Annotated in this window: 25 protein-coding genes; 11 read left to right on the top strand and 14 right to left on the bottom strand. The window is 38.1% G+C overall.

Features of this window, described 5'->3' with window-relative positions; translation table 11 throughout:
- The 6 genes from glyQ to PHQ93_RS00685 all read right to left on the bottom strand — a co-directional run bounded on the left by glyQ (position 1) and on the right by PHQ93_RS00685 (position 4,861).
- Positions 1 to 882 carry a glycine--tRNA ligase subunit alpha gene (gene glyQ / locus PHQ93_RS00710; RefSeq protein WP_299939585.1) on the bottom strand — a complete coding sequence of 294 codons (882 nt, stop codon included), beginning with the start codon at positions 880 to 882 and terminating at the stop codon, positions 1 to 3.
- 66 nt (positions 883 to 948) lie between these two features.
- The gene (locus tag PHQ93_RS00705; RefSeq protein ID WP_299939583.1) at positions 949 to 1,806 is read right to left on the bottom strand and encodes a DUF89 domain-containing protein; all 858 of its coding nucleotides are present in this window, start codon (positions 1,804 to 1,806) and stop codon (positions 949 to 951) included.
- Between the two features lie 12 nt (positions 1,807 to 1,818).
- Complete coding sequence (locus PHQ93_RS00700) at positions 1,819 to 2,295, bottom strand: DUF3972 domain-containing protein (RefSeq protein ID WP_299939581.1); 477 nt, start codon at positions 2,293 to 2,295, stop codon at positions 1,819 to 1,821.
- Positions 2,296 to 2,316: 21 nt separating this feature from the next.
- On the bottom strand, positions 2,317 to 2,814 hold the full coding sequence (gene purE, locus PHQ93_RS00695; RefSeq protein ID WP_299939579.1) for a 5-(carboxyamino)imidazole ribonucleotide mutase: 498 nt from the start codon (positions 2,812 to 2,814) through the stop codon (positions 2,317 to 2,319).
- Positions 2,815 to 2,846: 32 nt separating this feature from the next.
- Positions 2,847 to 4,139, bottom strand: a complete 1,293-nt coding sequence (locus PHQ93_RS00690; RefSeq protein ID WP_299939576.1) for a peptidase U32 family protein — start codon at positions 4,137 to 4,139, stop codon at positions 2,847 to 2,849.
- Positions 4,139 to 4,861, bottom strand: a complete 723-nt coding sequence (locus PHQ93_RS00685; RefSeq protein ID WP_299939574.1) for a chemotaxis protein — start codon at positions 4,859 to 4,861, stop codon at positions 4,139 to 4,141. The genes PHQ93_RS00690 and PHQ93_RS00685 overlap by 1 nt, the downstream gene beginning before the upstream one ends.
- Positions 4,862 to 4,951: 90 nt before the next feature.
- Between PHQ93_RS00685 and PHQ93_RS00680 the strand changes: the two genes are divergently transcribed.
- The 6 genes from PHQ93_RS00680 to PHQ93_RS00655 all read left to right on the top strand — a co-directional run bounded on the left by PHQ93_RS00680 (position 4,952) and on the right by PHQ93_RS00655 (position 10,553).
- Positions 4,952 to 5,731, top strand: a complete 780-nt coding sequence (locus PHQ93_RS00680) for a histidinol-phosphatase (protein WP_299939572.1) — start codon at positions 4,952 to 4,954, stop codon at positions 5,729 to 5,731.
- 124 nt (positions 5,732 to 5,855) lie between these two features.
- Positions 5,856 to 6,176 carry a thioredoxin gene (gene trxA, locus PHQ93_RS00675; protein ID WP_299914600.1) on the top strand — a complete coding sequence of 107 codons (321 nt, stop codon included), beginning with the start codon at positions 5,856 to 5,858 and terminating at the stop codon, positions 6,174 to 6,176.
- A gap of 246 nt (positions 6,177 to 6,422) precedes the next feature.
- A complete protein-coding gene (gene trxB / locus PHQ93_RS00670) occupies positions 6,423 to 7,364 on the top strand; it encodes a thioredoxin-disulfide reductase (protein ID WP_299940109.1) in 942 nt (313 codons plus the stop codon).
- A gap of 13 nt (positions 7,365 to 7,377) precedes the next feature.
- A complete protein-coding gene (gene dapB / locus PHQ93_RS00665; protein ID WP_299940107.1) occupies positions 7,378 to 8,145 on the top strand; it encodes a 4-hydroxy-tetrahydrodipicolinate reductase in 768 nt (255 codons plus the stop codon).
- A gap of 93 nt (positions 8,146 to 8,238) precedes the next feature.
- Positions 8,239 to 9,594, top strand: a complete 1,356-nt coding sequence (gene purF, locus PHQ93_RS00660) for an amidophosphoribosyltransferase (protein ID WP_299939570.1) — start codon at positions 8,239 to 8,241, stop codon at positions 9,592 to 9,594.
- Positions 9,594 to 10,553, top strand: a complete 960-nt coding sequence (locus tag PHQ93_RS00655; RefSeq protein WP_299939568.1) for a TIGR01212 family radical SAM protein — start codon at positions 9,594 to 9,596, stop codon at positions 10,551 to 10,553. The genes purF and PHQ93_RS00655 overlap by 1 nt, the downstream gene beginning before the upstream one ends.
- Positions 10,554 to 10,564: 11 nt before the next feature.
- Here the strand turns inward: PHQ93_RS00655 and PHQ93_RS00650 are convergent, their stop codons facing one another.
- The 8 genes from PHQ93_RS00650 to ppk2 form a co-directional block, all read right to left on the bottom strand.
- Entirely contained in the window at positions 10,565 to 11,116 is a 552-nt protein-coding gene (locus PHQ93_RS00650; protein ID WP_299939566.1) for a DUF2393 family protein, read from the bottom strand.
- Complete coding sequence (locus tag PHQ93_RS00645; protein ID WP_299939564.1) at positions 11,113 to 11,625, bottom strand: DUF2393 domain-containing protein; 513 nt, start codon at positions 11,623 to 11,625, stop codon at positions 11,113 to 11,115. The genes PHQ93_RS00650 and PHQ93_RS00645 overlap by 4 nt, the downstream gene beginning before the upstream one ends.
- Positions 11,626 to 11,628: 3 nt before the next feature.
- The gene (gene hisIE / locus PHQ93_RS00640; protein ID WP_299939562.1) at positions 11,629 to 12,309 is read right to left on the bottom strand and encodes a bifunctional phosphoribosyl-AMP cyclohydrolase/phosphoribosyl-ATP diphosphatase HisIE; all 681 of its coding nucleotides are present in this window, start codon (positions 12,307 to 12,309) and stop codon (positions 11,629 to 11,631) included.
- Between the two features lie 8 nt (positions 12,310 to 12,317).
- A complete protein-coding gene (locus PHQ93_RS00635; protein ID WP_299914742.1) occupies positions 12,318 to 13,415 on the bottom strand; it encodes a prohibitin family protein in 1,098 nt (365 codons plus the stop codon).
- A gap of 36 nt (positions 13,416 to 13,451) precedes the next feature.
- Positions 13,452 to 14,372, bottom strand: coding sequence for a branched-chain amino acid transaminase (locus tag PHQ93_RS00630; protein WP_299939560.1), 921 nt, complete (start codon positions 14,370 to 14,372; stop codon positions 13,452 to 13,454).
- Positions 14,373 to 14,542: 170 nt separating this feature from the next.
- On the bottom strand, positions 14,543 to 15,832 hold the full coding sequence (locus tag PHQ93_RS00625) for a hypothetical protein (RefSeq protein WP_299939558.1): 1,290 nt from the start codon (positions 15,830 to 15,832) through the stop codon (positions 14,543 to 14,545).
- A gap of 232 nt (positions 15,833 to 16,064) precedes the next feature.
- Positions 16,065 to 17,069, bottom strand: a complete 1,005-nt coding sequence (gene pstS, locus PHQ93_RS00620) for a phosphate ABC transporter substrate-binding protein PstS (RefSeq protein ID WP_299939556.1) — start codon at positions 17,067 to 17,069, stop codon at positions 16,065 to 16,067.
- A gap of 57 nt (positions 17,070 to 17,126) precedes the next feature.
- Positions 17,127 to 17,984, bottom strand: coding sequence for a polyphosphate kinase 2 (gene ppk2 / locus PHQ93_RS00615; protein WP_299939554.1), 858 nt, complete (start codon positions 17,982 to 17,984; stop codon positions 17,127 to 17,129).
- A gap of 92 nt (positions 17,985 to 18,076) precedes the next feature.
- On the opposite strand from ppk2, the gene pstC reads away from it, so the two are divergent.
- The 5 genes from pstC (at position 18,077) to glnA (ending at position 22,882) form a co-directional block, all read left to right on the top strand.
- Positions 18,077 to 18,934 (top strand): phosphate ABC transporter permease subunit PstC, encoded by an 858-nt coding sequence (gene pstC / locus PHQ93_RS00610; RefSeq protein ID WP_299939552.1) that lies wholly within the window; start codon positions 18,077 to 18,079, stop codon positions 18,932 to 18,934.
- Positions 18,934 to 19,776, top strand: coding sequence for a phosphate ABC transporter permease PstA (pstA, locus tag PHQ93_RS00605; protein ID WP_299939550.1), 843 nt, complete (start codon positions 18,934 to 18,936; stop codon positions 19,774 to 19,776). Before pstC ends, pstA begins: the two co-directional genes overlap by 1 nt.
- A gap of 18 nt (positions 19,777 to 19,794) precedes the next feature.
- On the top strand, positions 19,795 to 20,580 hold the full coding sequence (gene pstB / locus PHQ93_RS00600) for a phosphate ABC transporter ATP-binding protein PstB (protein ID WP_299914588.1): 786 nt from the start codon (positions 19,795 to 19,797) through the stop codon (positions 20,578 to 20,580).
- A gap of 43 nt (positions 20,581 to 20,623) precedes the next feature.
- Entirely contained in the window at positions 20,624 to 21,295 is a 672-nt protein-coding gene (locus PHQ93_RS00595; protein WP_299939547.1) for a PhoU domain-containing protein, read from the top strand.
- A gap of 156 nt (positions 21,296 to 21,451) precedes the next feature.
- Entirely contained in the window at positions 21,452 to 22,882 is a 1,431-nt protein-coding gene (glnA, locus tag PHQ93_RS00590; RefSeq protein ID WP_299939545.1) for a type I glutamate--ammonia ligase, read from the top strand.
- The last annotated feature ends 65 nt before the right edge of the window (positions 22,883 to 22,947 follow it).

Raw genomic sequence — 22,947 nt, 5'->3', positions numbered from 1 at the left:
TTACGCTTTAACCCTCTTATTTCTATCAACTTCCTGCGCTTTATAAAGCTCCGCGCATCCTTTTGATAGTTCACGGATTTTTAGGATGTAGTTTTGTCGCTCTGTTTGGCTGATTGCTTTTCTGGCATCAAGTACATTGAAAGTTCCTGCCGCCATCATGCATAGGTCGTATGCGGGAAGAGGAAGCCCTGCTTCGATAGTTCTTAAACACTCATTACTTTTTGCATTAAACTCCGCAAACAACATTGCAGTATCCGCTACTTCAAAGTTATACTTACTAAACTCTATCTCTGCCTCTTTGTGAACATCACGGTAAAGCGTTTTACCATGCTCATTTTCACCCCAAACGATGTCAAAAACGGTATCAACTCCTTGCAAGTACATCGCAAGTCGCTCTGTTCCGTAAGTTATCTCGACTGCAACGGGATTGCACTCTATCCCTCCGACTTGTTGAAAGTAAGTAAACTGTGTAACTTCCATTCCGTTTAGCCAAACTTCCCAGCCAAGTCCCCACGCTCCGAGTGTCGGCGACTCCCAGTTGTCTTCAACAAAGCGGATATCGTGATTTTTTACATCAAGACCCAAATATTCTAACGACTTTAGGTAAAGTTCTTGAATGTTGTCAGGTGATGGTTTTATAAGCGCTTGAAACTGATAATAGCTTCCAAGACGGTTTGGATTTTCACCGTATCTTCCGTCTGTCGGGCGGCGAGAAGGTGCCACATAAGCTACCGACCACGGAGTAGAATCCAGTGAGCGCAAAAATGTAGCCGGATGAAATGTTCCCGCACCTGCGGCAATATCGTAAGGCTGAACAATGTTACACCCCTGTTTCATCCAAAATTCTTGTAGTTTTAGTAACATGGAGCTAAAAGTTATCATCTATATGCCTTGATTTTATTATTTTGTAATTATACCAAGCTGAGTTAAAAATTAGATTTATTGAGGTTACGCCATTTTACAGATGATATCACCGACCTCTTTTTGTAGAGATGCTGCAACGACACTGCACTTTACCTTTAGCAAAAAACAGATATTTTTTCTGTGTGAGGGACTCATACACTCATAGTTTCCCATCCCTTTGCTTATAACCAAATCTGCACTGTCAAAAAGCTCTTTTGAGTATGCGTTTGCTCGATTGTATGTAAAACCCGGAGTATTTACTCCGCTGTCAACTAGTTCACAAATTTTATCAAACCCAGCCTCTTTTGCCTCTTTTATAGTCACATCGTTTATGATTGGGTTTCCTCTAACCATATACAAAAATGCACTATTTGGATAAGACTCTCTGAGTGTCTCTATGAACAGATAGTCAAATATATGTTCTCCGACATTATCGCCGATTATTAAAACACTCTTTGCACGACAAAGTTTCTGTTCAAAGAGAGCAAAATCATCGTGAGCAAACTCCGTATGAAATATCTTCTCTAACTCTTCATCCAAATCAAATTCAACCTCTGCCGCCAAATCTATAACATTTCCGGCTACTGCTATTTTTGTGGCAGTTAAAAGCTTATTTTGGGATGTAAAAAGTTTTTCTTTTAAAAACGGAACAAATGAGAGCGCTTTTTTTGTTGAGAGTTCTTTAACCTCATCATACAAGTCTGTTTTATGGGCTATGCGAGCCATCTCTTCATAGACATAGGAGGCGATTTCAGGCGGAGCATCGTTGTAAGAGAAAGATTTGCTCATCTCTTCAACCGTGGATGTTAATCTCTTTGAGAGCAAATCATCTGCGTGTATGGCATTTGCAACTTTAACGCTTTGATTTATTATACAGCTTACACAAGCCTCATCAATAGTCATATTATGAGATATCTACTGTTTATCTGTATGTTCTTCTATAGCTTTATTCCACATCAGTTTATATTTTCTTCTCATAAATTCAACTTCTTGTTGTGAAAGTTTTAGCTGCTCTTGAAGCGTATGTATTGTTTTTCTATCTTCATCATATAGCTCTTGAAGAGAAGCTAAAGCCTCTCTTAAAAACTCATTTTCAACTCTGACCGCTTTTAGGGTTTCATCTTTTGCGTCAAGAACTTTTTCATGAAGATTTATTATAGTACCTATGGTTTTTTCAACAAATTGGGGCTGCACCAACATCTCTTTGGTATTGTGAAAAGACAACTCTCTGAGTTGGACGGGAACTACTTCTCCGCTGCCTTTAGACGGGTCAATGTATCTAACTCCATTTTCTACTTTTGTAGTAAGTTTTCCTCTATCAGCCAAATCATCGATAGCAGAGAGTTCAAGCCCTGTGAGTTCCATATACTCTTCATCACGCATCCACTTCATTTATGCCCCTATTGCAAATTTTTAAGAGAGGATTGTCTCTATCTCCATAGAATCCATCTCAACCTTTTTAGCTTTTGCTATGCGGTCTTCTTTTAGTTTGATAGTCAACTCTTCGTTATCAAGCGCTAAAATCTGCATAGCCAAATAAGCCGAGTTTATCGCCCCTGCTTTTCCGATTGCAACAGTAGCAACCGGCATACCCGCCGGCATCTGCACAGTTGAGAGAAGTGCATCTATTCCGCTTAGAGCCGATGCACTCATCGGAACACCGATAATAGGTTTTACGGTTTTAGAAGATAAAACGCCAGCTAAATGCGCAGCCATTCCCGCAGCGGCAATAAACACTTGAGCACCTTTTTTTTCAGCCGTGATAATATACTCTTTTGTTCTCTCAGGTGAACGATGAGCCGAAGAGATAATCATCTCATACTTAACACCAAAAGCCTCTAGCGTATCCGAACAAGATTTCATAATCTCATAATCACTTCTTGAGCCTATTACAATTGAAACAAATTTCATTTAGTTGTCTTCCTTAATTTTTTGAAATTATATTATACTTTTGGATAAGTTCCCATATCCGGATGTGACGGAATTCTTAAAAATGTATGAGGCGGGAGTTTTGTCGGAAGCTTTATAGGGTTTACATTTCCGCTATGTACCTCGTTCCAAACTTTTTTATTTTCTGCTAAGAGTTGTTTTAGCTTCATATAAACTTTTCCGTCTTTCTCATAAGTCGTGCCTATCTCGTTATCCACAATCTCTATAACGGAGTCAAGCGGAGCGACAATCTCAAGCTCATCATTCGGCAGTGTTTTATATTTACATAAAAAGTACTCCCCGTTTTCTTCAACCTGTCCGCTTACCTGATGAGTTCCCAGCTGCATAGTAAAGTCTAAACTCTGCGTATCATGCTTCTCAAAAGGTCTTGTAATAAGATAAGCATCCGTATAGCCGCGATTTTGAAGAGAGTTAAGCTCATACTGATACTTATCTACATCATTTACGCCGTTGTAGTAGTCGTCAATCGCCATTCTGTAAGCTTTTGCGGTTACCGCCGCATAATAAGCGGTTTTTGTACGACCTTCAATTTTGATTGAATCCACCGCACCAGTATCTAAAATCTCTTTTAAATGCGAAGCCAGATTCAAATCTTTTGAGTTCATTATATATGTTCCGACACCGTCATCCTCTTCCAGCCTAAAGAGCATTCCTGTTTCAGGATTTGCGGCGTACATCTCATAAGGAAATCTGCAGTCGTTTGCACAGCTTCCGCGATTCGGTACGCGCCCGCTTTGAAGCGTTGAGATAAGACATCTTCCGCTATACGCAAAACACATAGAACCGTGAACGAAAACTTCCAGCTCCAAATCAGGTAACTCTTTTTTTATCTCAACTAAATCCCTTAGCGATATCTCTCTCGCCGTAATAATGCGGGTAGCACCCATATCATAGTAAACTTTTGCATCAAGAACATTCATAACATTTGCTTGAGTTGAGAGATGAAGAGGCATATCAGGTACCAGCTCATGACAAAGTTTTAACACACCCGGAGTTGCGATTATAAAAGCATCGGGTTTTAACTCCGCCATTTTTAAAATATGCTTTTTCAAAAGACCCAGCTGCGAATTAAACGGAAACCCGTTAATAGTTGCATAAACTTTTTTGCCTCTTGCGTGTGCATATTCAATGCCTTCGGCAAACTCTTCAAAACTAAACTCTTTTCCTGCACGAATACGCAAAGAGAAGTGACTCACGCCCCCGTACACGGCATCGGCACCGAAATCAATAGCTATTTTTAATTTTTCCAGCGTTCCCGCAGGAGATAGTAACTCTACTTTTTGCATTATTTTACAAACTGTGCTAAAAGCGCTTCTATATCTTCATTTGAAGCAAGATCATTGTGTGTGTCGCCGGCTATATGGTGAGCAGACGAAACTCTTTTTTCATCTTCGATTCTGCCCTCAAAAAGACTATTCATATAGTTAGAGAGTGCACGCATAACATTTATAACGCGTTCTATTTTTTGTCTATGAATATCTTGATATTGCATAATATCCATAACGCTCATTATAGATTCGCCGCTTGAGCGAAGAGTTTCAAGGGTTTGATTTGCTTCTTCTAATGCAGAGCTGTTTTTTTCTAGTTGTGCCGCAAATGCTCCGACATCAGGGAATTTTTTATTTAAAGTCGTAAAAAGTTCAATATTGCTATTTAATGTCTCAAGAACACTGTTCATAGCCCCTTCGCTCTCCATCAATTGATTTGAAACACCGTCTATGATATCAAAAATCTCACTTGCTTTCTCTTCAGACTCTTTTGTGACATCGTCCAGCTGATGAACCATTTTGTTCTCGTTTGTAGCCGGCATCGGGAGAATAGTATCTTTTTTTTGATTGCCGTAAATATGCTCATCTTGTTCTTTTGCGCTTGATTTTACTACCGGTTCTTCATCTAGGAAATCATCGGCGGACAGATTATCCTCTGCAAAGCTATCAGCACTATCTTCAAAAGACTCCATATCATCAATATCACCACTCATTAAAGCGTCAAGTTCTTCTTGAGTCATAACCAATTCTCCATTTTTATATAAAATTCGCTAAATTTAATTTTTACCACTATAATATCATAAAATTATATAAATACGAGAATAAATCCAATGATAGCCGACCTGCATAACCATACCAAACTTTGCAATCATGCAGAGGGAGAGATATTTGAATATATCGAAAAAGCGATAGAGTGCGGCATAAAATATTTCGGTTTTTCCGAGCATGCCCCGATGAATTTTGATGAAAAATATCGCATAAGTTTTGAGCAGATGGGAGAGTATGAAAAGGCTGTTTTAAGTACAAAAGAGAAGTACAAAGAGAAGATAGAGGTATTTTTAGGTTATGAGGTAGACTATCTTAGAGGTTATATGGATGATAGGGTTTTAAATGCCGATGTTGATTATCTCATAGGCTCCGTACACTTTATAGAAGAGTGGGGATTTGACAATCCAGAATTTATAGGCGGTTATGCAGATCAAAATATAGACGAGATTTGGCAAAAATATTTTAATGCCATAGAAGAGATGGCGCAAAGCAAACTATTTGACATTGTCGCTCACCTAGACCTTATCAAAATTTTTAAATTTATGCCTAGCATTGAGGTTGTTGAAATTGCAAAAAATGCACTTCTTGCAATAAAAAAAGCAGATATGTCGATAGAGATAAATGTAGCGGGATTTAGAAAACCGATTGGCGAAGCATACCCATCTTTGGCTCTTTTAAAAGAGGCTAAAAAACTAGATATTCCCATTACTTTTGCTTCAGATGCCCACAAACCTGAACAGGTCGGACTCTACAGCGACGAAGCTATAGAGATGGCAAAAAATGCCGGATATGAAGAGTGCGTTATCTATCGCAATAGAAAAAAAGAGTTTATTAAGCTTTAAACTCAGCGCCTAGCGTAGCAAAGCGGGACTTTGTAGGGTTTTGCGTTTAAAAAAAATGATAAAGCAATTTTAAAGAGTTAGACTTGTATAATGGTCGTACTTAAAATTAAATAAGGAAATAACAATGGGTAAATATATAGAATTAACTAGTTCAGATTTTGAATCAACTTTGAACGAAGGTGTATCATTGGTAGATTTCTGGGCGCCGTGGTGTGGACCTTGTCGTATGATCGCTCCCGTAATTGAAGAGTTGGCAAATGATTACGACGGTAAAGCTAAAATCTGTAAAGTAAATACCGATGAAGAGCAAGATATCGCTGTTAAATTCGGCATTCGTTCTATCCCTACGATTATGTTTTTTAAAGATGGTAAAATGGTAGATCAAGTTGTCGGAGCACAATCAAAAGCTGCTCTTGCACAAAAAATAGACGCTCTTTTAGCATAACTTAAAAACAATGTAACACCTAAGAGAAAGGCAAAAATCCTTTCTCTTTACATCTTACTCTGCTTGCTTTTTTTTTGGCGCTATTCTTTAAACTTCAGCGATACATTCATAAAATATAAATATCATAAAATTCCATATATATTTTTTTATTAAAAAAAACAAAGAGTACCTTTATAAACAAGATAGTATCATACTAAAACTAGATAATTAAAATGGGTTGTCAAATAAAATTAAGGATTATTTATGATACTAGATTGCGCTATCATAGGCGGCGGTCCTGCCGGATTAACAGCCGGAATGTATACGACACGCGGTGGTTTAGAGAATGTGGTTATGTTTGAAAAGGGTATGCCGGGAGGGCAAATCACTCAAAGCTCAGAGATAGAAAATTATCCCGGTGTAGTAGGTGAAATAAGCGGTATGGATTTTATGATGCCGTGGCCTGCCCAGTGCCAAAAATTTGGTCTAAAACATGAAATGGTAGAAGTAACACGGGTTAGCAAAGATGGCGATATTTTTAAAATTTATAAAGAAGACGGAACGATTACACAAGCTCACAGTGTTATAATTTGTACCGGTTCAGCTCCCAGACGCGCCGGATTTGCAGGTGAAGATGAGCTTTTTGGAAGAGGCGTGAGTACATGTGCTACATGTGACGGCTTTTTTTACAGAGGAAAAGAGGTTGCAGTCATCGGCGGCGGAGACACGGCACTTGAAGAAGCTCTCTACTTGGCAAAAATATGTTCTAAAGTTTATCTGATTCATAGAAGAGATAGTTTTCGCTCGGCTCCAAATACTGTGGAGAGAGTGAAAAAAAGTGCAAATATCGAACTTATTTTAAACTCTATTCCCGAAGAAGTTTACGGTGATGCGATGGGTGTTACGGGACTTCGCATAAAAAACAGCTCAGGAGAGGTTCGAGATATCCAAGTTCTTGGTGTATTTACTTTTGTCGGAAATGATATAAATAATAAAATCCTTCTTCAAGAAGACGGGAGTTTTTTGTGTGATGTTAACAAACATGGCGAAGTCGTAGTAGATATCAATATGAGAACATCCGTTGCCGGGCTTTTTGCAGCAGGCGATATGCGTCTGTCCGCTCCAAAACAAGTTGTGAGTGCTGCGGGTGACGGTGCAGTTGCGGCACTGCAGGTAATCTCATATGTTGATGAAAAATTAAATTCTTAAAGGTATTCAAATGATAGTAAAAGTTGGTGTTCTCGGTGCAAACGGCAGAGTCGGAAAACTTCTTATAGATGATTTAAAAACGACGAAAAACATTAGTTTGAGTTCGGTTTTTGTTAGAAATTCGCTTGATTTTTCAATCGACCCCTCTGTTTTGGTTACTACCGATATAAAATCATTTCTAAATGCATGTGATGTTGTTATAGATTTTTCACTTCCCGAGGCTTGCGAGTCTCTGCTTGAAGCATGTCTTCAAACTCCAAAACCGCTAGTTATCGGGACGACGGGACTAAATACGCATCAGCTTAATCTTCTTAAACAAGCAAGTGAAAATATGCCTGTTCTTTATGCTACAAATATGTCATTGGGAGTGGCACTATTAAATAAACTTGTATATCAAGCCTCAGCTGCTCTCGGCGGCTTTGATATCGAGATAGTCGAGATGCACCATAGGCACAAAAAAGATGCCCCTAGCGGAACCGCTCTTACTCTTGCAGAGTCGGCAGCTGCGGGTCGCGACTTAAATTTAGACAAAGTTCGTATAAGCGGCAGAGACGGCAATATCGGTGCAAGAAGCAAAGATGAGATTGCCGTAATGGCACTTCGCGGCGGCGATATAGTCGGTCGTCATACGGTCGGATTTTATAATGACGGCGAATTTATAGAGTTAAATCATACGGCAACTTCAAGAAACACATTCAGTAAAGGTGCTCTTAGAGCCGCATCTTGGCTTGCCGATAAAGAAGCGGGACTTTATACAATAAGCGACTGTTTGGATATATAAATCAATTTTCTCCTTCAAAATTCTATTAAGGGTTTTTAGAGGTGCTCTTTTGTATAATTCCAAAATTGTTTAACTATTCTTTAGGAGAAAAATATGCTAGAAGATGTAAATGAAAAATGTGCAGTTGTAGGAATCTATGGCAATAAAGAGGCTTCTAAACTGGCTTATTTTTCACTACATGCACTTCAGCATCGTGGTCAAGAAGCAGCCGGAATAAGCTCTTCAGACGGTAAAAAACTCCACACGATTAAAAAGCGCGGTTTAGTTATGCGCGTATTTGATGAGAAAAAACTTGAAACACTAAAAGGTTCAAGTGCTATTGGGCATACTCGCTACTCAACAGCGGGAGACGACTCTATCTTAGATGCTCAGCCGGTATTTGCCAGATATGATTTAGGCGAGATGGCAATCGTTCATAACGGAAATTTAACTAATGCAGAAGAGATTCGCAATAGATTAATCGACAAAGGTGCGATTTTTCAAACATTTATGGACACTGAAAATCTTATACACCTTATAGCAAAAAGTGAAAAAAGAAAACTTCTTGATAGAATTATTGATGCCGTACAAAGAATAGAGGGTGCTTTTTCACTTGTTTTTCTAAGCAGAACAAAAATGTTTGCTATGCGCGACAGACACGGTTTTCGTCCGCTTAGTTTAGGGAAAATTCCAAGCGGAGGTTATATTGTAGCAAGTGAGACATGTGCATTTGACCTTGTCGGAGCAGAATTTATTAGAGATGTTGAGCCGGGTGAGCTTTTAATCTTTGATGAGAACAAAGAACCCCTGAGTATAAAAGTGTTTGAACCGACTCCAAAGCACTGTATTTTCGAGTATGTATATTTTGCCAGACCTGATTCAAGAGTTTTTGGGCAAAATGTTTATCAAACTAGAAAAAATATGGGCATAGAGCTCGCACGCATAAAACCTGTTGAAGCAGATATGGTAATCCCTGTACCTGATGGCGGAGTTCCGGCAGCTATCGGATATGCGCAAGAGAGCGGTATTCCTTATGAGATGGGAATTATGAGAAATCATTACATCGGAAGAACTTTTATTGAACCTACGCAAGAGATGAGAGACTTAAAAGTTAAAATGAAGCTCTCACCGATGACTGATATTATAAAAGGCAAAAGGGTTATTGTAGTTGACGACTCGATAGTTCGCGGAACAACTTCAAAAAGAATCGTAAGAATGTTAAAAGAGGCAGGTGCAAAAGAAGTTCACATGAGAGTATCTTCTCCGCCGACGACTGACCCATGTTTCTACGGTGTAGACACGCCAAACAAAAACAAGCTTATTGCGGCAAATATGAGTCTTGATGATATTTGTAAATTCATAGAAGCGGACTCGCTTGCATATTTAGACGAAGCATCACTGCTTAGAAGCGTAAATACGAAAGAAGATAACTACTGTACTGCTTGTTTCACAGGAAAATACATAGTTTAATGGAGCAGATTTACACCTTTGGCAACTATTTAAAAAATAAATTCGGTTGCAAAGTCTATAAAGTCGGCGTAAATATATCCGGTTTTACATGCCCGAACATAGACGGCACAGTTGCCAAAGGCGGCTGTACATTTTGCGAAAATGACTCTTTTAGTGCAAGTACGGGCGAAACTCAAGAATTAAAAGGGTTTTACCTAAACCTTAACTCAAAATCAAATCCAAATTTAGACAAACAACTACAACAGCTAGAGTTCCAGTTTAATGCTATTAGCAAAAAACAGCGCCAACAATATGGTGCCGAGAAGTTTTTAGTTTACTTTCAATCCTTTACAAATACATATGCACCCTTTGAAACGCTAAAAGCACTCTATGATAAAGCACTCTCATTTGATAATGTTGTCGGTCTTAGCATAGGTACTCGTTCAGACAGTATAACGGATGAAACACTGGATTATTTGGCAAAGCTGAATCTTAAAAAAGAGATATGGATTGAGTTTGGCATCCAATCCGTTTTTGATGAAACCTTAGAGAAGATAAACCGCGGACATAACAGCAAAAATGTAAAAGAGTGGATTTTAAAAGCAAAAAGCAAAGGCTTAAATGTATGCGGTCATCTTATATTCGGTCTTCCCGACGAGAGCAAGGAGATGATGTTAGAGACCGCAAAACAAGCTTATGAGTGGGGAATCGACTCAGTAAAATATCATCCGCTTTACATCGTGAAAAAGACGGCTCTTGCAAATGATTTTATAAGGGGGAAATTCACCCCTATCACTGAAGATGATTATCTTGATGTGCTGATAAAATCTATAATAATGAAACCAAGAAACATCTCCGTCCAAAGAGTAACAGCAGGGATAGATGATGACTCTCTGCTCTCTCCTGATTGGTGTAGAGATAAAAATAGTCAAATAAAAAAAATAAATCAAGCTTTAATTCCATTAAAACTTAAATATTAAATAATTAGATATTAATGTGCATAAATCTTTGGAAAGTGTGAAACACCGCTAAAATAAGGCGGATAATCAAGATAAATTGCAAAATCCCTAGTTTCACCCGGCTTTAAATTTTTAGCTACCACGCTCTCTTGAGTAATTTGCTGAGGCTTAACATCTCTATGAAGATTGCTATATGAGAAATAATCAAGCAAACTGCCCTGTTTAAAGAATTCGCCTGTTTTTACACTGCCGACGGCGTCTCCTCTATTTACCAGTTTTATCTCTAAAACGACCTCTCCTATTTCATAGCTTCCCTCATTTTTTACAACTCCGGTAAACATAATTTTTTCGGTGCTTAATATCCTTTTACTCTCTAACTTATAAAGCTTTGCTTCTTTTGTATATACATCTATCGCATATATACTAAAAACGGCTACAAATATAGATATAAGAATAAACGCAAAGATTACCTGTATTCTGTATATAAAGCCCTCTTCTTGAAATGCAAGCACGACGCCGCCTATAAAAATAAGTAGTGAAATAAATAGTGCCAAATAGTGCCAAAAATTAAATAGCGTACTCATTTGCAATCAGCTCCTATTGAAATATTATAGTCATATTCGTATGTAAACGGCTCAATTATAAGCTTTATTTCATGCTCTTGACCTATTGGAATATCATTCTCAATAATCGACATTTTATTAATCGGCTTTAATTTTAGCACATAATCTTTAAATTTATTTTCGCTTACCTTATAAACATTAGCCGTTATTTTACAGCTTGCAAAATCTTTTTTTGATATATTTTTTATTGTCCCATAAATCACTATTGCTTGGGTAAAAGTTAATTTTTTTTGTGTTGTGATAGAAATTTCGTTTTTAAAGAGATACTCATGCATCTTTATATATCCGTAGGTAGAACCCGCAACAAGCTCTATAAATGCAAATAGTATAAAAAAAAGTGCCAGACCCACTCTGTTTCTAAGAATGATTCCTATAATTATAAATAGAAGAAAAATAAGCAGCAAGCCGCCAAAGAGGATATAATCATAAATTATCAACTCATTTATATATTTAGTGATTATACCCTTCATTTTTTAGGCGTCTCTTGAGCTTTTCTCGGCAATGCCGCTCATATTGAACCTTCTTGCCAACTCTTGCTTAATCCTATCAGGAGAGATATTTTTAGCCGCAAGTGCCACAAGTACATGGTATGTCAAATCTGCGGCTTCATATATTATCTCATGTTCGTTATTATCTTTACATGCAAAACTAAACTCTCCCGCTTCTTCTACAACTTTTTTCAAAATCGTATTATCGCCTTTGCTTAAAAGTTTTGCCGTCCACGATACTGAGGGGTCTGCATTTTTTCTCTCTTGAATCGTATGATAAAGAGTATCTATGACGCCGTAAATCGCTTCACTGCTCACTTTGACTTCACTCTCGATTTTACCAGTTTCTAACTCCGTAAAAAAACATGACGGTCGTCCCGTATGACATGCTACACCGTGTTGCGTAACTTTAATAAGAAGCGTGTCGTTATCGCAATCTATGTTAAAAGAGTGAATTTCTTGGATATGTCCACTACTCTCGCCCTTTTTCCAAATTCTTTGTTTGGAGCGAGAAAAGTAGTGCGCAACTCTTGTTGAGAGGGATAGTTCTAATGCTTTCTTATCCATATAAGCCATCATCAAAACTTCGTTACTTAGCACATCTTGAACGATAACCGGCAGAAGTTCTATCTTTTGCCAGTCTATTTTATTTATAATCTCTTGCATCTATTTACTTACTCGGAAGCTGTTGAAGTTCTCTGTTTAGCGTCTTTCATATCAACCCAGATATTTGGGGTCGAACCGCCCGGTGTTAAGAAAATTTTAGCATCTTTGTTCTCTTTTAGAGCATCATTAAACTTACCTTGAATTTGAATCTGTTCAAGCTTTAAAAGGTCTGAAGTTAATGATTTAGAGATTAGATGATTTGCTTTTGATTTTGCATCCGCTTCAATAGTTACTGCATCTGCAATACCTTGAGCTTCAATTCTAGCTTTTTCAGCAACACCTCTTGCTTCCGCTGCGCGTTTTAAAGCCTCTTGTTCGGCACGCTGTACATCTTGTTCAGCTTTTTGAACTTGCTGTTTTGCTATTTGAACATTCTCTATCTGCTCTTTTACTTTTGGAGGAAGCAAAATTTCACGAAGTTGAACTGACTGTAAATCAGCAGGAGCATTTTCTAGCCCTGTTACACTCTTTCTTATTCCGGCTTCTATATCGGCGGCGATATTGTCTCTCATCTGCGGAAGAACTTCTGCGTCATATTTACCGACAACATTACGAACAATATCCCTTACGACAGGATTGATAATTTTATCTTCCCAGCTAAAGCCCCAGTTTGAGATGGTTTGAGCTGCAAATTGTGCATTAAGTCTATACTGAACCGTAAGTTCGATAGAAACCGGTAAACCGCGCTTGTCAAGAACCGTAATAGCAGGTTTGACACTAATGCCGGATGACATATTTCCGCTTCCTGCTTCAACGCTTGACGCATAGTTTATTATACGAACTTTTGTATCAACTATATAAACTTTTTGAATAACGGGAATTATAAAATGAAGCCCCGGAAGAAGTGCCTGATCGGAATATTTACCGTTTGTACTCAAAATACCTCTCTCACCCTCTTGAATGATTGTAAAAGGTTTTGACAAAACCAATATCAGGGCAACGGCAATTAGAAAGTAAACGATACCTGCTTTTGAGCCGCCGAAGTTAAAATCTATTTTCGGCATTTGCGGAGTGTTTCCGCCGCCGCTTCCACCGCTTGGTTTCTTTTCAAAACCTCCGCCCTCACTCTTTTTTTTGTTAAAGTAGTCATTCATATCTGACGCCATTAAAATATTATCCTTCATTCTTTATACTTCCTTGGTTTAGTTTACATAAGTCAAATAATGCTCATACTCTTTATTTCGACCGAATACTATATCAAAATATGCACTTTGCAGTTTTTCCGTCATTTCACCGCGTGCACCGCATCCGATATCTCTGCCATCAACATGGCGAACAGGCGTTATTTCAGCAGCAGTTCCCGTTAAAAACGCCTCATCGGCAATGTAAACTTCTTCTCTGGTTATACGGCGGCGTTCAACTTTTATACCCATATTTTCAGCCATCTCTATAACTGTTTTTTGAGTAATAGACTCTAATGAGTTGTCATTTGGAGGAGTTATAAGCACACCGTTTTTTACCATAAAAAAGCTAGCCCCGCTTGCTTCTGCAACATAACCCTGATCATCAAGTAAAAGTGCCTCTTCATATCCGCAGTCGATTGCTTCATATTTTGCCATTTGAGAGTTTAAGTAGTTTGCCGTTGCTTTTGCTTTACCCATATTTGATGTGTTTGCAGGTCTTGTCATGGAGACGATTTTAAGCTTTATGCCTTTTTTCATACCCTCTTCACCAAGGTAAGCACCCCATTCCCAAGCAGACATAACAGTTTCGACGGGAGCATTTTTATGGTAAACTCCCATAACGCCGTAGCCTAAAAATGCAAACGGTCTAATGTAGACATTATCGCCCGTAAATTCATTTTTTCTGATTAACTCCACTTGAGCAGCATTCATCTCTTCAACGCTGTATGGTATGTTCATAAGTGTCATTTTTGCAGACTCTTTGAGTCTTTTTGTGTGGTCGTTTAGACGAAAAATAGCATAGCCTTTGGCAGTTTTGTATGCTTTTGTTCCCTCTATTACACCGTTTCCGTAATGAATAGTGTGCGATAGAACATGAACTTTTGCATCATCCCAAGCTACAAATTTTCCATTCATCCAAATATATTTGGCAGCATCCATTTAAAGTCTCCATCGTAATAATATTAAAATTTTTGTATTCTATCTAAAATGGTGTTTATATTGTATTAAGTATCGGTTTTTATGAGTTTGATTTGGTAACACAAAGCCTTTAGAGCTTTGTATTTAGGGGAGAAAGAAAAAAGGGAAAAACTATTTTGTTTTATATGATTTTACCATTTAACTTCGGTAGTAAACATATAAACATCTTTTGATTCACCCGTGTCGCCGCCGTTTGCTTTTTCTTCATTGATGAATTTTGCCGAGCCGATAAAACTTACATTTTTATTGTATTTGTATGCCAAAGCAGCGATAACTTTAGTGCCGTCTGTCGAAACTGTTTTGTCGCCTGTTATTTTAGCGATTTTGTCTATCTTGTAATCATCATATCTTCCGATTATTGCCCAATCTTTAAACGGTCTTATTTCGGCATTGATTGAGAAGGCATCGTACTCTTTGCCATCTGTAAGAGCGGTATTTCGCGCATCATCTTTTGCAGTGAGATATTGTGCTGCAATCAAGAATAACGGTTGGTTATACACTGCATGAATGCCGTAAAATGCACGGTCATATTCACCTGCTCCTCCTATTGCTACCGTATCGTCTTTATGATTTTGTGAAATCAAACCGAATGTCGAGATATGCGCATAAGTATCTTTTGTACGGTCATTTTTGCCAACTTTAGTTCCGCTGCCGATAAGGTGACCCGTTAAGCGCCACTCTACCGATAAATCTGAACTATTTTCTTGGTTGGCTGCTTTTTTATCCGCATGATAGCCCTCACCGTTAAAGATTCCTATTTCAGAGCTAAACATATCTGTTTTAGTTTGAAAATTTATCCCAAGGTCTGCCGAATTTACAAGATCAAGACCGGATTCTGTTGCAGTTCCTTTTTCTTCAAGCATAACTTTGTTAAATGAACGATAGTACCAGCTGTTGTGCTCTTCATAGTCAATCCATGGACGGTGAGCGATACCGAACTCTACTCCCGTATATGGAAGTATTCCGTCTAAATAGAGGTAAGCATATTTAACATAAGCGTTTGCATAAGATGTAGTTGATGCCAACTCTTTTGTCGTATCAAGAGTTACACGCCAGTAATCTTTATCATTAAAAAATCCTTTTACTTGAAGATAATTTCTTCTAAGTTCAAAACCGTTGGAACTTCCTGCATACTTAGCCGTATCACTTCCTACGGCGACTGTTGTAGGAACGGAAGCATCTGCCGTCGGTGCCGTAGTATTTGGATTAGCAGATGTGTAACCGAAATAGTGAGTTCCGCTAAATTCAAGATTTTTTGCCTTAGAAAACACCGAGCTTGATTCATCTTTTAAAGCTACACGATCAGGTGCAGATGTCGTAAACACTTGACCTTTTTCATCTATATAAAATTGTTGTGAAGCACTTAAGCTTGTTACGCCAACCGCTAATACAGCTACTGCAGATAGAACGATTTTTTTCATTTTTTAATCCCTTGTTTTTTTGTTGGGAGAATTATAAAACGGCTAGGTTACGAAAAGATTACAGCGGTTAATTTATTACAACACGGATTTAAGTCCGTAATTTAAGCTTTATCTATATAGTGAAGTCTATGGCGAGAAAAAAAGAAGTTTAAATGCAAAAACCTCTCTTTGGTCAAGAAAGAGAGGTTTTTTTAGGAGAGTTTAAAAAGGAAAACAGAGTAAAATTTGATAACTATTTAATATTGGCTGCCCAATACTCTCTAATCATCTTTTTAGTGTCCTCAGGAAGAGGGATATAACCTAGCTTTTTAGCCGTTTCATCGCCGTTTTTAAATGCGTAATCATAAAAAGCTATTACTTTTTTGTTCATGTCGCCGCCTTCTCTAGGAAGCAAAATAAATGTTGCCGCAACGATTGGATAAGAGTTGTCACCTTGTTGCAGTGCCAAAACAGAGTAAAAGTGTTTCTCTTTCGTCCAAGTCGCATACTTTGCAGCAGCTTTGAAGTTCTCTTCTTTTGCAGCAACCCATTTACCGCTTGCAGTTTGAAGTACGGCAGCGCTTAGATTGTTTTTCTCTTTATACGCATGCTCTATATAACCGATTGAAAAAGGAGTCTGTTTGATTAAGTTTGTTACACCCTCGTTCCCTTTTCCGCCGATTCCCGTAGCCCAATCAACTGCTTTGCCTGTTCCAAACTTCTCTTTCCATGCTTTAGAACTTTGTGAAAGATAGTATGTAAAGTTAAATGTCGTTCCTGAACCGTCTGAACGGTGAACTACGGTAATTTTTTGGTTTGGAAGATTTAAACCTTGATTGTTTGCAAGAATTGCAGGGTCATTCCAAGTCGTAATTTTTCCTGCAAAAATATCTGCAACATTTTCGTTGGTTAATTTTAATTTTTCATCCGCTATTCCTGCTACATTAAACGCAACAACGATAGAACCGATAGCCGCAGGGAACTGATATAAATTATCTTTTGCAAGTTCTAAAGTATCCAGTGCCTCATCGGATGCTCCGAAATTTACCGTTCTCTTAGCTATCTGTTTAATCCCTCCGCCTGAGCCGATTGACTGATAATTAACAAGATTGTTTGTATCTTTTTTATAATTAAATGCCCAATCATAGTAAAGCGGAGCAGGGAAAGTCGCACCCGCACCGTTTATTTTATCTTCGGCAAAAACAGAACTGATAGACGCAGATGCAATCAATGCAACCAGAGCTAATTTCTTTAACATTTTTTATCCTTTTACGAATGTTTTGCGAAATTATATGAGCCCTATATTACAAGATGATTACAAAGAATCTTTCTCCATTCTCTGCACCTCTTTTTTTGCATCGATGATTATATTTTTATCTACGGTTATCTCTTTTGAATCAATCTGATTCGGATAATCTACAAGATTTAAAATATGTTTCATCACATTTATTCTGGCTTTTTTCTTATTATCGCTTTTTATAATCGTCCAAGGGGCATATTTTGTATTTGTCGCCTTTAGCATCTTATATTTTGCAGCCGTATATTTATCCCAAAGCCGTTGTGCCGACTGATCAATAGCAGAGAGTTTATACTGTTTTAACGGGTCGTTTTCTCTATCTTGAAGCCTTTTAGCCTGCTCTTCTTTAGATATTGAGAAGTAAAATTTAAAAATTTTCGTATCTTTGTCTATTATAAGCTGTTCAAAAGTAGGCGCATCATTTAAAAATCTGCTATACTCCTCATCGCTGCAAAATCCCATAACCGGTTCAACCATTGCTCTGTTATACCAACTCCTGTCAAAGATAACTATCTCACCTGCACTTGGCAAATGCTCTGCGTACCTTTGAAAATACCACTCCGTCCTCTCTTGCTCATTGGGTTTGGCAAGTGCAACGATTCTAGCACCCCTCGGGTTTAAATGTTCAGTTATTCGCTTAATGGTTCCGCCCTTGCCCGCCGCGTCGCGACCCTCAAAAAGCATCAAAACTTTCAACCCTTTTTCTTTGACATGGTTTTGATACTTTAAAAGTTCAACCTGCAATTTTACTAGCTCTTTTTCATAAAGAAGTGTCTCTTCTTTAACCCAGATTCGGACTTTTCCCTCTTTATACTCTTTTCTTCTGTCTCTATCTACTTCTCTTCTATCCGTACCGGCTTCTCTTTTTTCTTTCATAAAAAATCCTTTGTATAAGTATATATTTTTTTGTAACCTTTTTGTAATCAAACAATCATAAAATGCAAAACTTTTATATTTGGAGATAGTTATTGAGCAGTATAGTCGATAAAATTTTTGCCAACACGACAAAGCTTATCGCTTTTGGCGTACTACTACTTGTCGCTTGGATATTTGTAGTACTTTTTGAACACTCCGTCGAGTCGATAAAAGCCTTTGGATTCACATTTATAACTGAAGATAAATGGGCGCCGAATGTAGAAAAATTCGGTGCGCTTCCTGCTATTTACGGTTCGGTCGTGTCAACATTTTTGGCAATGATGTTAGCCGTTCCGGTTGCCATCGGAATTGCAATATTTTTAAGCGAAATTGCTCATGCAAAACTAAAAGCACCAGTAGGCATATCCATAGAACTTTTAGCGGCTATTCCATCTGTTATATACGGTATGTGGGGACTTTTTTACTTCGTGCCGATTATCCGCGACACTTTTGGCGGAATCGGAATAAGTATGCTAACGGCAGGGATTATTCTCTCCATTATGATACTTCCGTTTATGGCAGCGGTAACAAGAGATGCCATGAATACGACTCCAGATATACTTAAAGAGTCTGCATACGCATTAGGCGGAACCAAATGGGATGTTATCAAAGATATCATAATTCCGTATGCAAAAGCAGGAATTATCGGTTCGTTTATCCTTGCACTCGGTCGTGCAATCGGTGAGACTATGGCTGTAACATTTGTTATGGGTAATGTTCATAAAATTTCAGTAGATCTAACCGAACCTGCAACATCGATTCCCGTAACACTTGCAAATGAGTTTGCAGAAGCCGACAGCGCACTTTACTACTCATCTTTATTTGAATTATCGCTTTTTCTGTTGGTTATCAGCTTTACGATTATTTCCGTAGCAAAATTCTACTTCTTACGAAGAAAAAGGATTGCTTGATGACACACACGCAAAAAAGAATTTTAATCAATAATATAGTGATGTTCTTATCTACGCTCTCTGCAGTTATAGGAATAGGTTTTTTACTTTGGATACTTAGCGTTTTGGTTATAAACGGCTTGGATGCGCTTAGTATGATTATTTTTACCAATGAAGGAGCACCTCCGGGAAATGATAACGGCGGTTTAAAACACGCTCTTATCGGTCAGCTTATGCTTGTATCGTATGCGGCACTGTTCGGTGTTCCGCTTGGCGTCTTAGCAGGGACATACCTAAGCGAGTACGGATTGAAATCTAAATTGTCAGAAACGATACGCGATATCTCAGATATTATGATGTCTGCTCCATCAATCGTTATAGGCGCATTTGTTTATGCGATTGTAGTTTCACCCATGGGTCATTTTAGCGGTTGGGCTGGCTCAATTGCGCTTACTATTATTATGATACCTATTATTTTAAGAACAACCGATGACATGTTGCAGCTTGTTCCCTCAACCCTTCGCGAGGCTGCCTTTGCTCTTGGTGCACCGAAATATAAAGTAATTATTCAAATCGTTTATCGCGGAGCAAAAGCAGGGATTTTAACGGGTGTTTTACTCGGTGTTGCCAGAGTTGCAGGAGAAACTGCACCGCTTCTTTTTACATCGTTTAATGATAATTTTTTAAATATGGATATGAACCAGCCGATGGCATCACTTACCGTAACTATGTATAACTATGCGACAAGTCCGTATGAAGATTGGCAAAAACTCGGATGGGCTGCCGCATTCATCTTAAGTATGTTTATCTTATCTTTAAACATATTCGGACGACTGTTTTTACTTAAAAAGAAAAATAAATAATAAAGGTAGATGTAGATAATGGCGACAATTATTGAAATAAACGAACCAAAAGCATTAGAAGTTAAGAATTTTGAATTTACTTACGCAAAGGCAGATGCACCTAGCATAAAAAAGCTGTCAATGCCTATTGCAAGACATAACATAACGGCTCTTATAGGACCTTCAGGCTGCGGCAAGACAACGCTTCTTAGAAGTTTTAACCGCATACACGATTTATATCCCGGTAACAAATATGACGGAGAAATTATCTTTAAAGATAGAAATATCTTAACCCCCAAAGAGGATTTAATCAAACTTAGAATTCAAATAGGGATGATTTTTCAAAAGCCTACGGCTTTTCCGATGAGCATTTTTGACAATGTCGCTTACGGGATGAGGCTTCAGGGGATAAAAAACAAAACCGAACTTCAAGGAAGAGTTGAAAAAGCGCTTCAAGATGCAGCAATTTGGAAAGAAGTTAAAGATAGACTAAAACATGATGCAAACGGCTTATCGGGCGGACAGCAGCAAAGACTCTGTATCGCAAGAGCGATTGCGGTTGAGCCTGAAGTTTTACTTTTTGATGAACCGACCTCCGCGCTAGACCCGATTTCAACCGGCGGGATTGAAGAGTTAGTCGTTGAGCTAAGAGATAGAGTCTCAATCATTATAGTGACTCACAATATGCAACAAGCTGCGCGTGTAAGCGACTATACCGGATTTATGTATTTGGGAGAGCTTATAGAGCTTGGGCGAACGGAAGAGCTTTTCGTAACACCTAGAGAAAGATTGACGGAAGAGTATATAACCGGTAAGTTTGGTTGATAAACAAATTTTATAAAAATAGATTATAGATAAGGAACAGAAAGTGTCAACAAAATATCATGAAAAAATAAATAACATCAGAGGAAAAATATCTCTTCTTTTAGAAACGATTACAACGGCAGATGAGTTCTCTTTGGAGGCTTTTAAATCATCAAATGCGGCAAAGTTTAAAGAAGTTGAAAATATGCTCGATAAAATCGGATTAAAAGGTGATGATATCGATAATGAAATCATCAAAACATTCGCTCTTTTCGGACCTGAGGCAAAAGAGCTTCGTTCTTTAGTCGCATACCTAAAAATGACAAACGAGATTGTTCGTACGGGAGAGGGTGTAAAAAAATATGCCCAAAGAATGAGCGAACATACAACTAGCGGATGCAACCTTGAGCCTTTTAAACCAAGCATTTTGCTTCTGCATAAAAGTAGCGTAAATGCTCTAAAATATATCTTAGAGTGCTTCAATAAAAAAGAGGAGTGCAACTATGAAGATACTTACAGAAAGGTTCTTGTCGAAGAGAGTATGAACGATGACCTTTTTGCGGTTCTTGAAAAAGAGATTCTTCACAAAATCATAGACGAAAAAGAGCTTTCAATTGATTATGTCAAGATTTTAGGAAGTTTAAGAAAACTTGAGAGATCATGCGACAGAAGCGTAAATATCGCAAACCTAATGATGTATGCCGAACAAGGCGGAGAGATTAAACTTTTTAACTGATGTTACGCACCCCTAAAGCTTCGAAAAAATTATTTTTCGAGAATAGCAAGATGTTTTTACAATTATGTTGTAATTGCTTAAAATTTAAGCAGCTAACTCTTTTTTTTCATAAGCTATTTGGGTATACTATTGCCGATAAAATTTAGGAGAAAACTAATGGGGAAATTTGTAAACAACATAGAAGAATTTTTTGCTTTTTGCCAAGAAAATGATGTTAAATATGTAGATTTAAGATTTACTGATTTAAAAGGAACATGGCACCATGTTACATATAGAGCGAGCGCTGTAAACGAAGGAAATCTAACAAACGGTTTCCCTTTTGACGGTTCGTCTATAGAAAAATGGCAGCCGATTAACAAGTCGGACATGCTTTTAAAAGCTGATGTTCCTACTGCATTTTTAGATCCTTTTACAGCTGATCCTACCGTAATCATTTTCTGTGATGTTTACGATATCTACAAAGGTCAAATGTATGAGAAATGTCCTCGTTCAATCGCAAAAGCAACACTTAAACATGCTGAATCTTTAGGAATCGCAGATGCTGCATATTTTGGACCTGAAAATGAATTTTTTGTTTTTGACGATGTGAGATTTATCGACAACATGAATGAAGCAGGATATAAAATTGACACCGAAGAGGGTGAGTGGAACTCAAATACTCGCTATAAAGACGGTTACAACACAGGTCACCGTGGCGGCGTAAAAGGCGGTTACTTTCCGGTAGCTCCACTTGACACACAGGTAGATTTAAGAGCTGAAATGATGGATGTACTAGAACAAGTAGGTCTTGAAGTAGTTTTAGGTCACCACGAAGTTGCACAAGGTCAAGGCGAAATCGGTATCGTTTTCTCTGACATTATCGGTGCAGCAGACAATGTTCAAAAACTAAAATATGTTGTAAAAATGGTAGCTCACCTAAACGGTAAAACTGCTACATTTATGCCAAAGCCGCTTTTCGGCGACAACGGAAACGGTATGCATGTTCACCAATCACTATGGAAAGAGGGTAAAAACCTTTTCTATAAAGAGGGTAACTACGCTAACCTTTCAGAGATGGCTCTTCACTATGCAGGCGGAATTTTCCAGCACGCAAAAGCAGTTGCGGCACTTACTAACCCGTCAACAAACTCATACAAAAGACTTATCCCTGGATTTGAAGCTCCTTCAATCTTAACTTACTCTATGCAAAACCGCTCTGCATCTTGCCGTATCCCATACGGTGCAGGTGAAAAAGCTACTCGTATCGAGATGAGATTCCCGGATTCGACTTCTTGTCCATACTTAGCATTCTCAGCTATGATGATGGCGGGACTTGACGGTATCAAAAATAAAACTGTTCCGGCTGGACCGATGGATGAGGATTTATTTGAACTTACTCTTGATGAGATTCGCGAAAAAGGTATCCAACAAATGCCACATACTCTAAGAGAGGCTACTGAAGCACTTATCGCTGATAATGACTTCTTAAAACCTGTATTTACAGATAGATTTATCGAAGATTATCAACACTATATGTTTGAGAGACAAATCTGGCCGGATGAGAGCCGCCCGACAGCATATGAGTTTAAAACAACTTATAGCTGCTAATAATAAATCCCGCTTTTGCGGGATTTATTCAAAAATATTTCTTAAAAATTCTACATCAAAAACAA

Origin of the sequence: Sulfurimonas sp. (assembly GCF_028714975.1) — a bacterium.
Lineage (GTDB): Bacteria > Campylobacterota > Campylobacteria > Campylobacterales > Sulfurimonadaceae > Sulfurimonas.
Note: the sequence above shows the minus strand (reverse complement) of the source record. Positions and strands in the feature narration are given on the sequence as shown.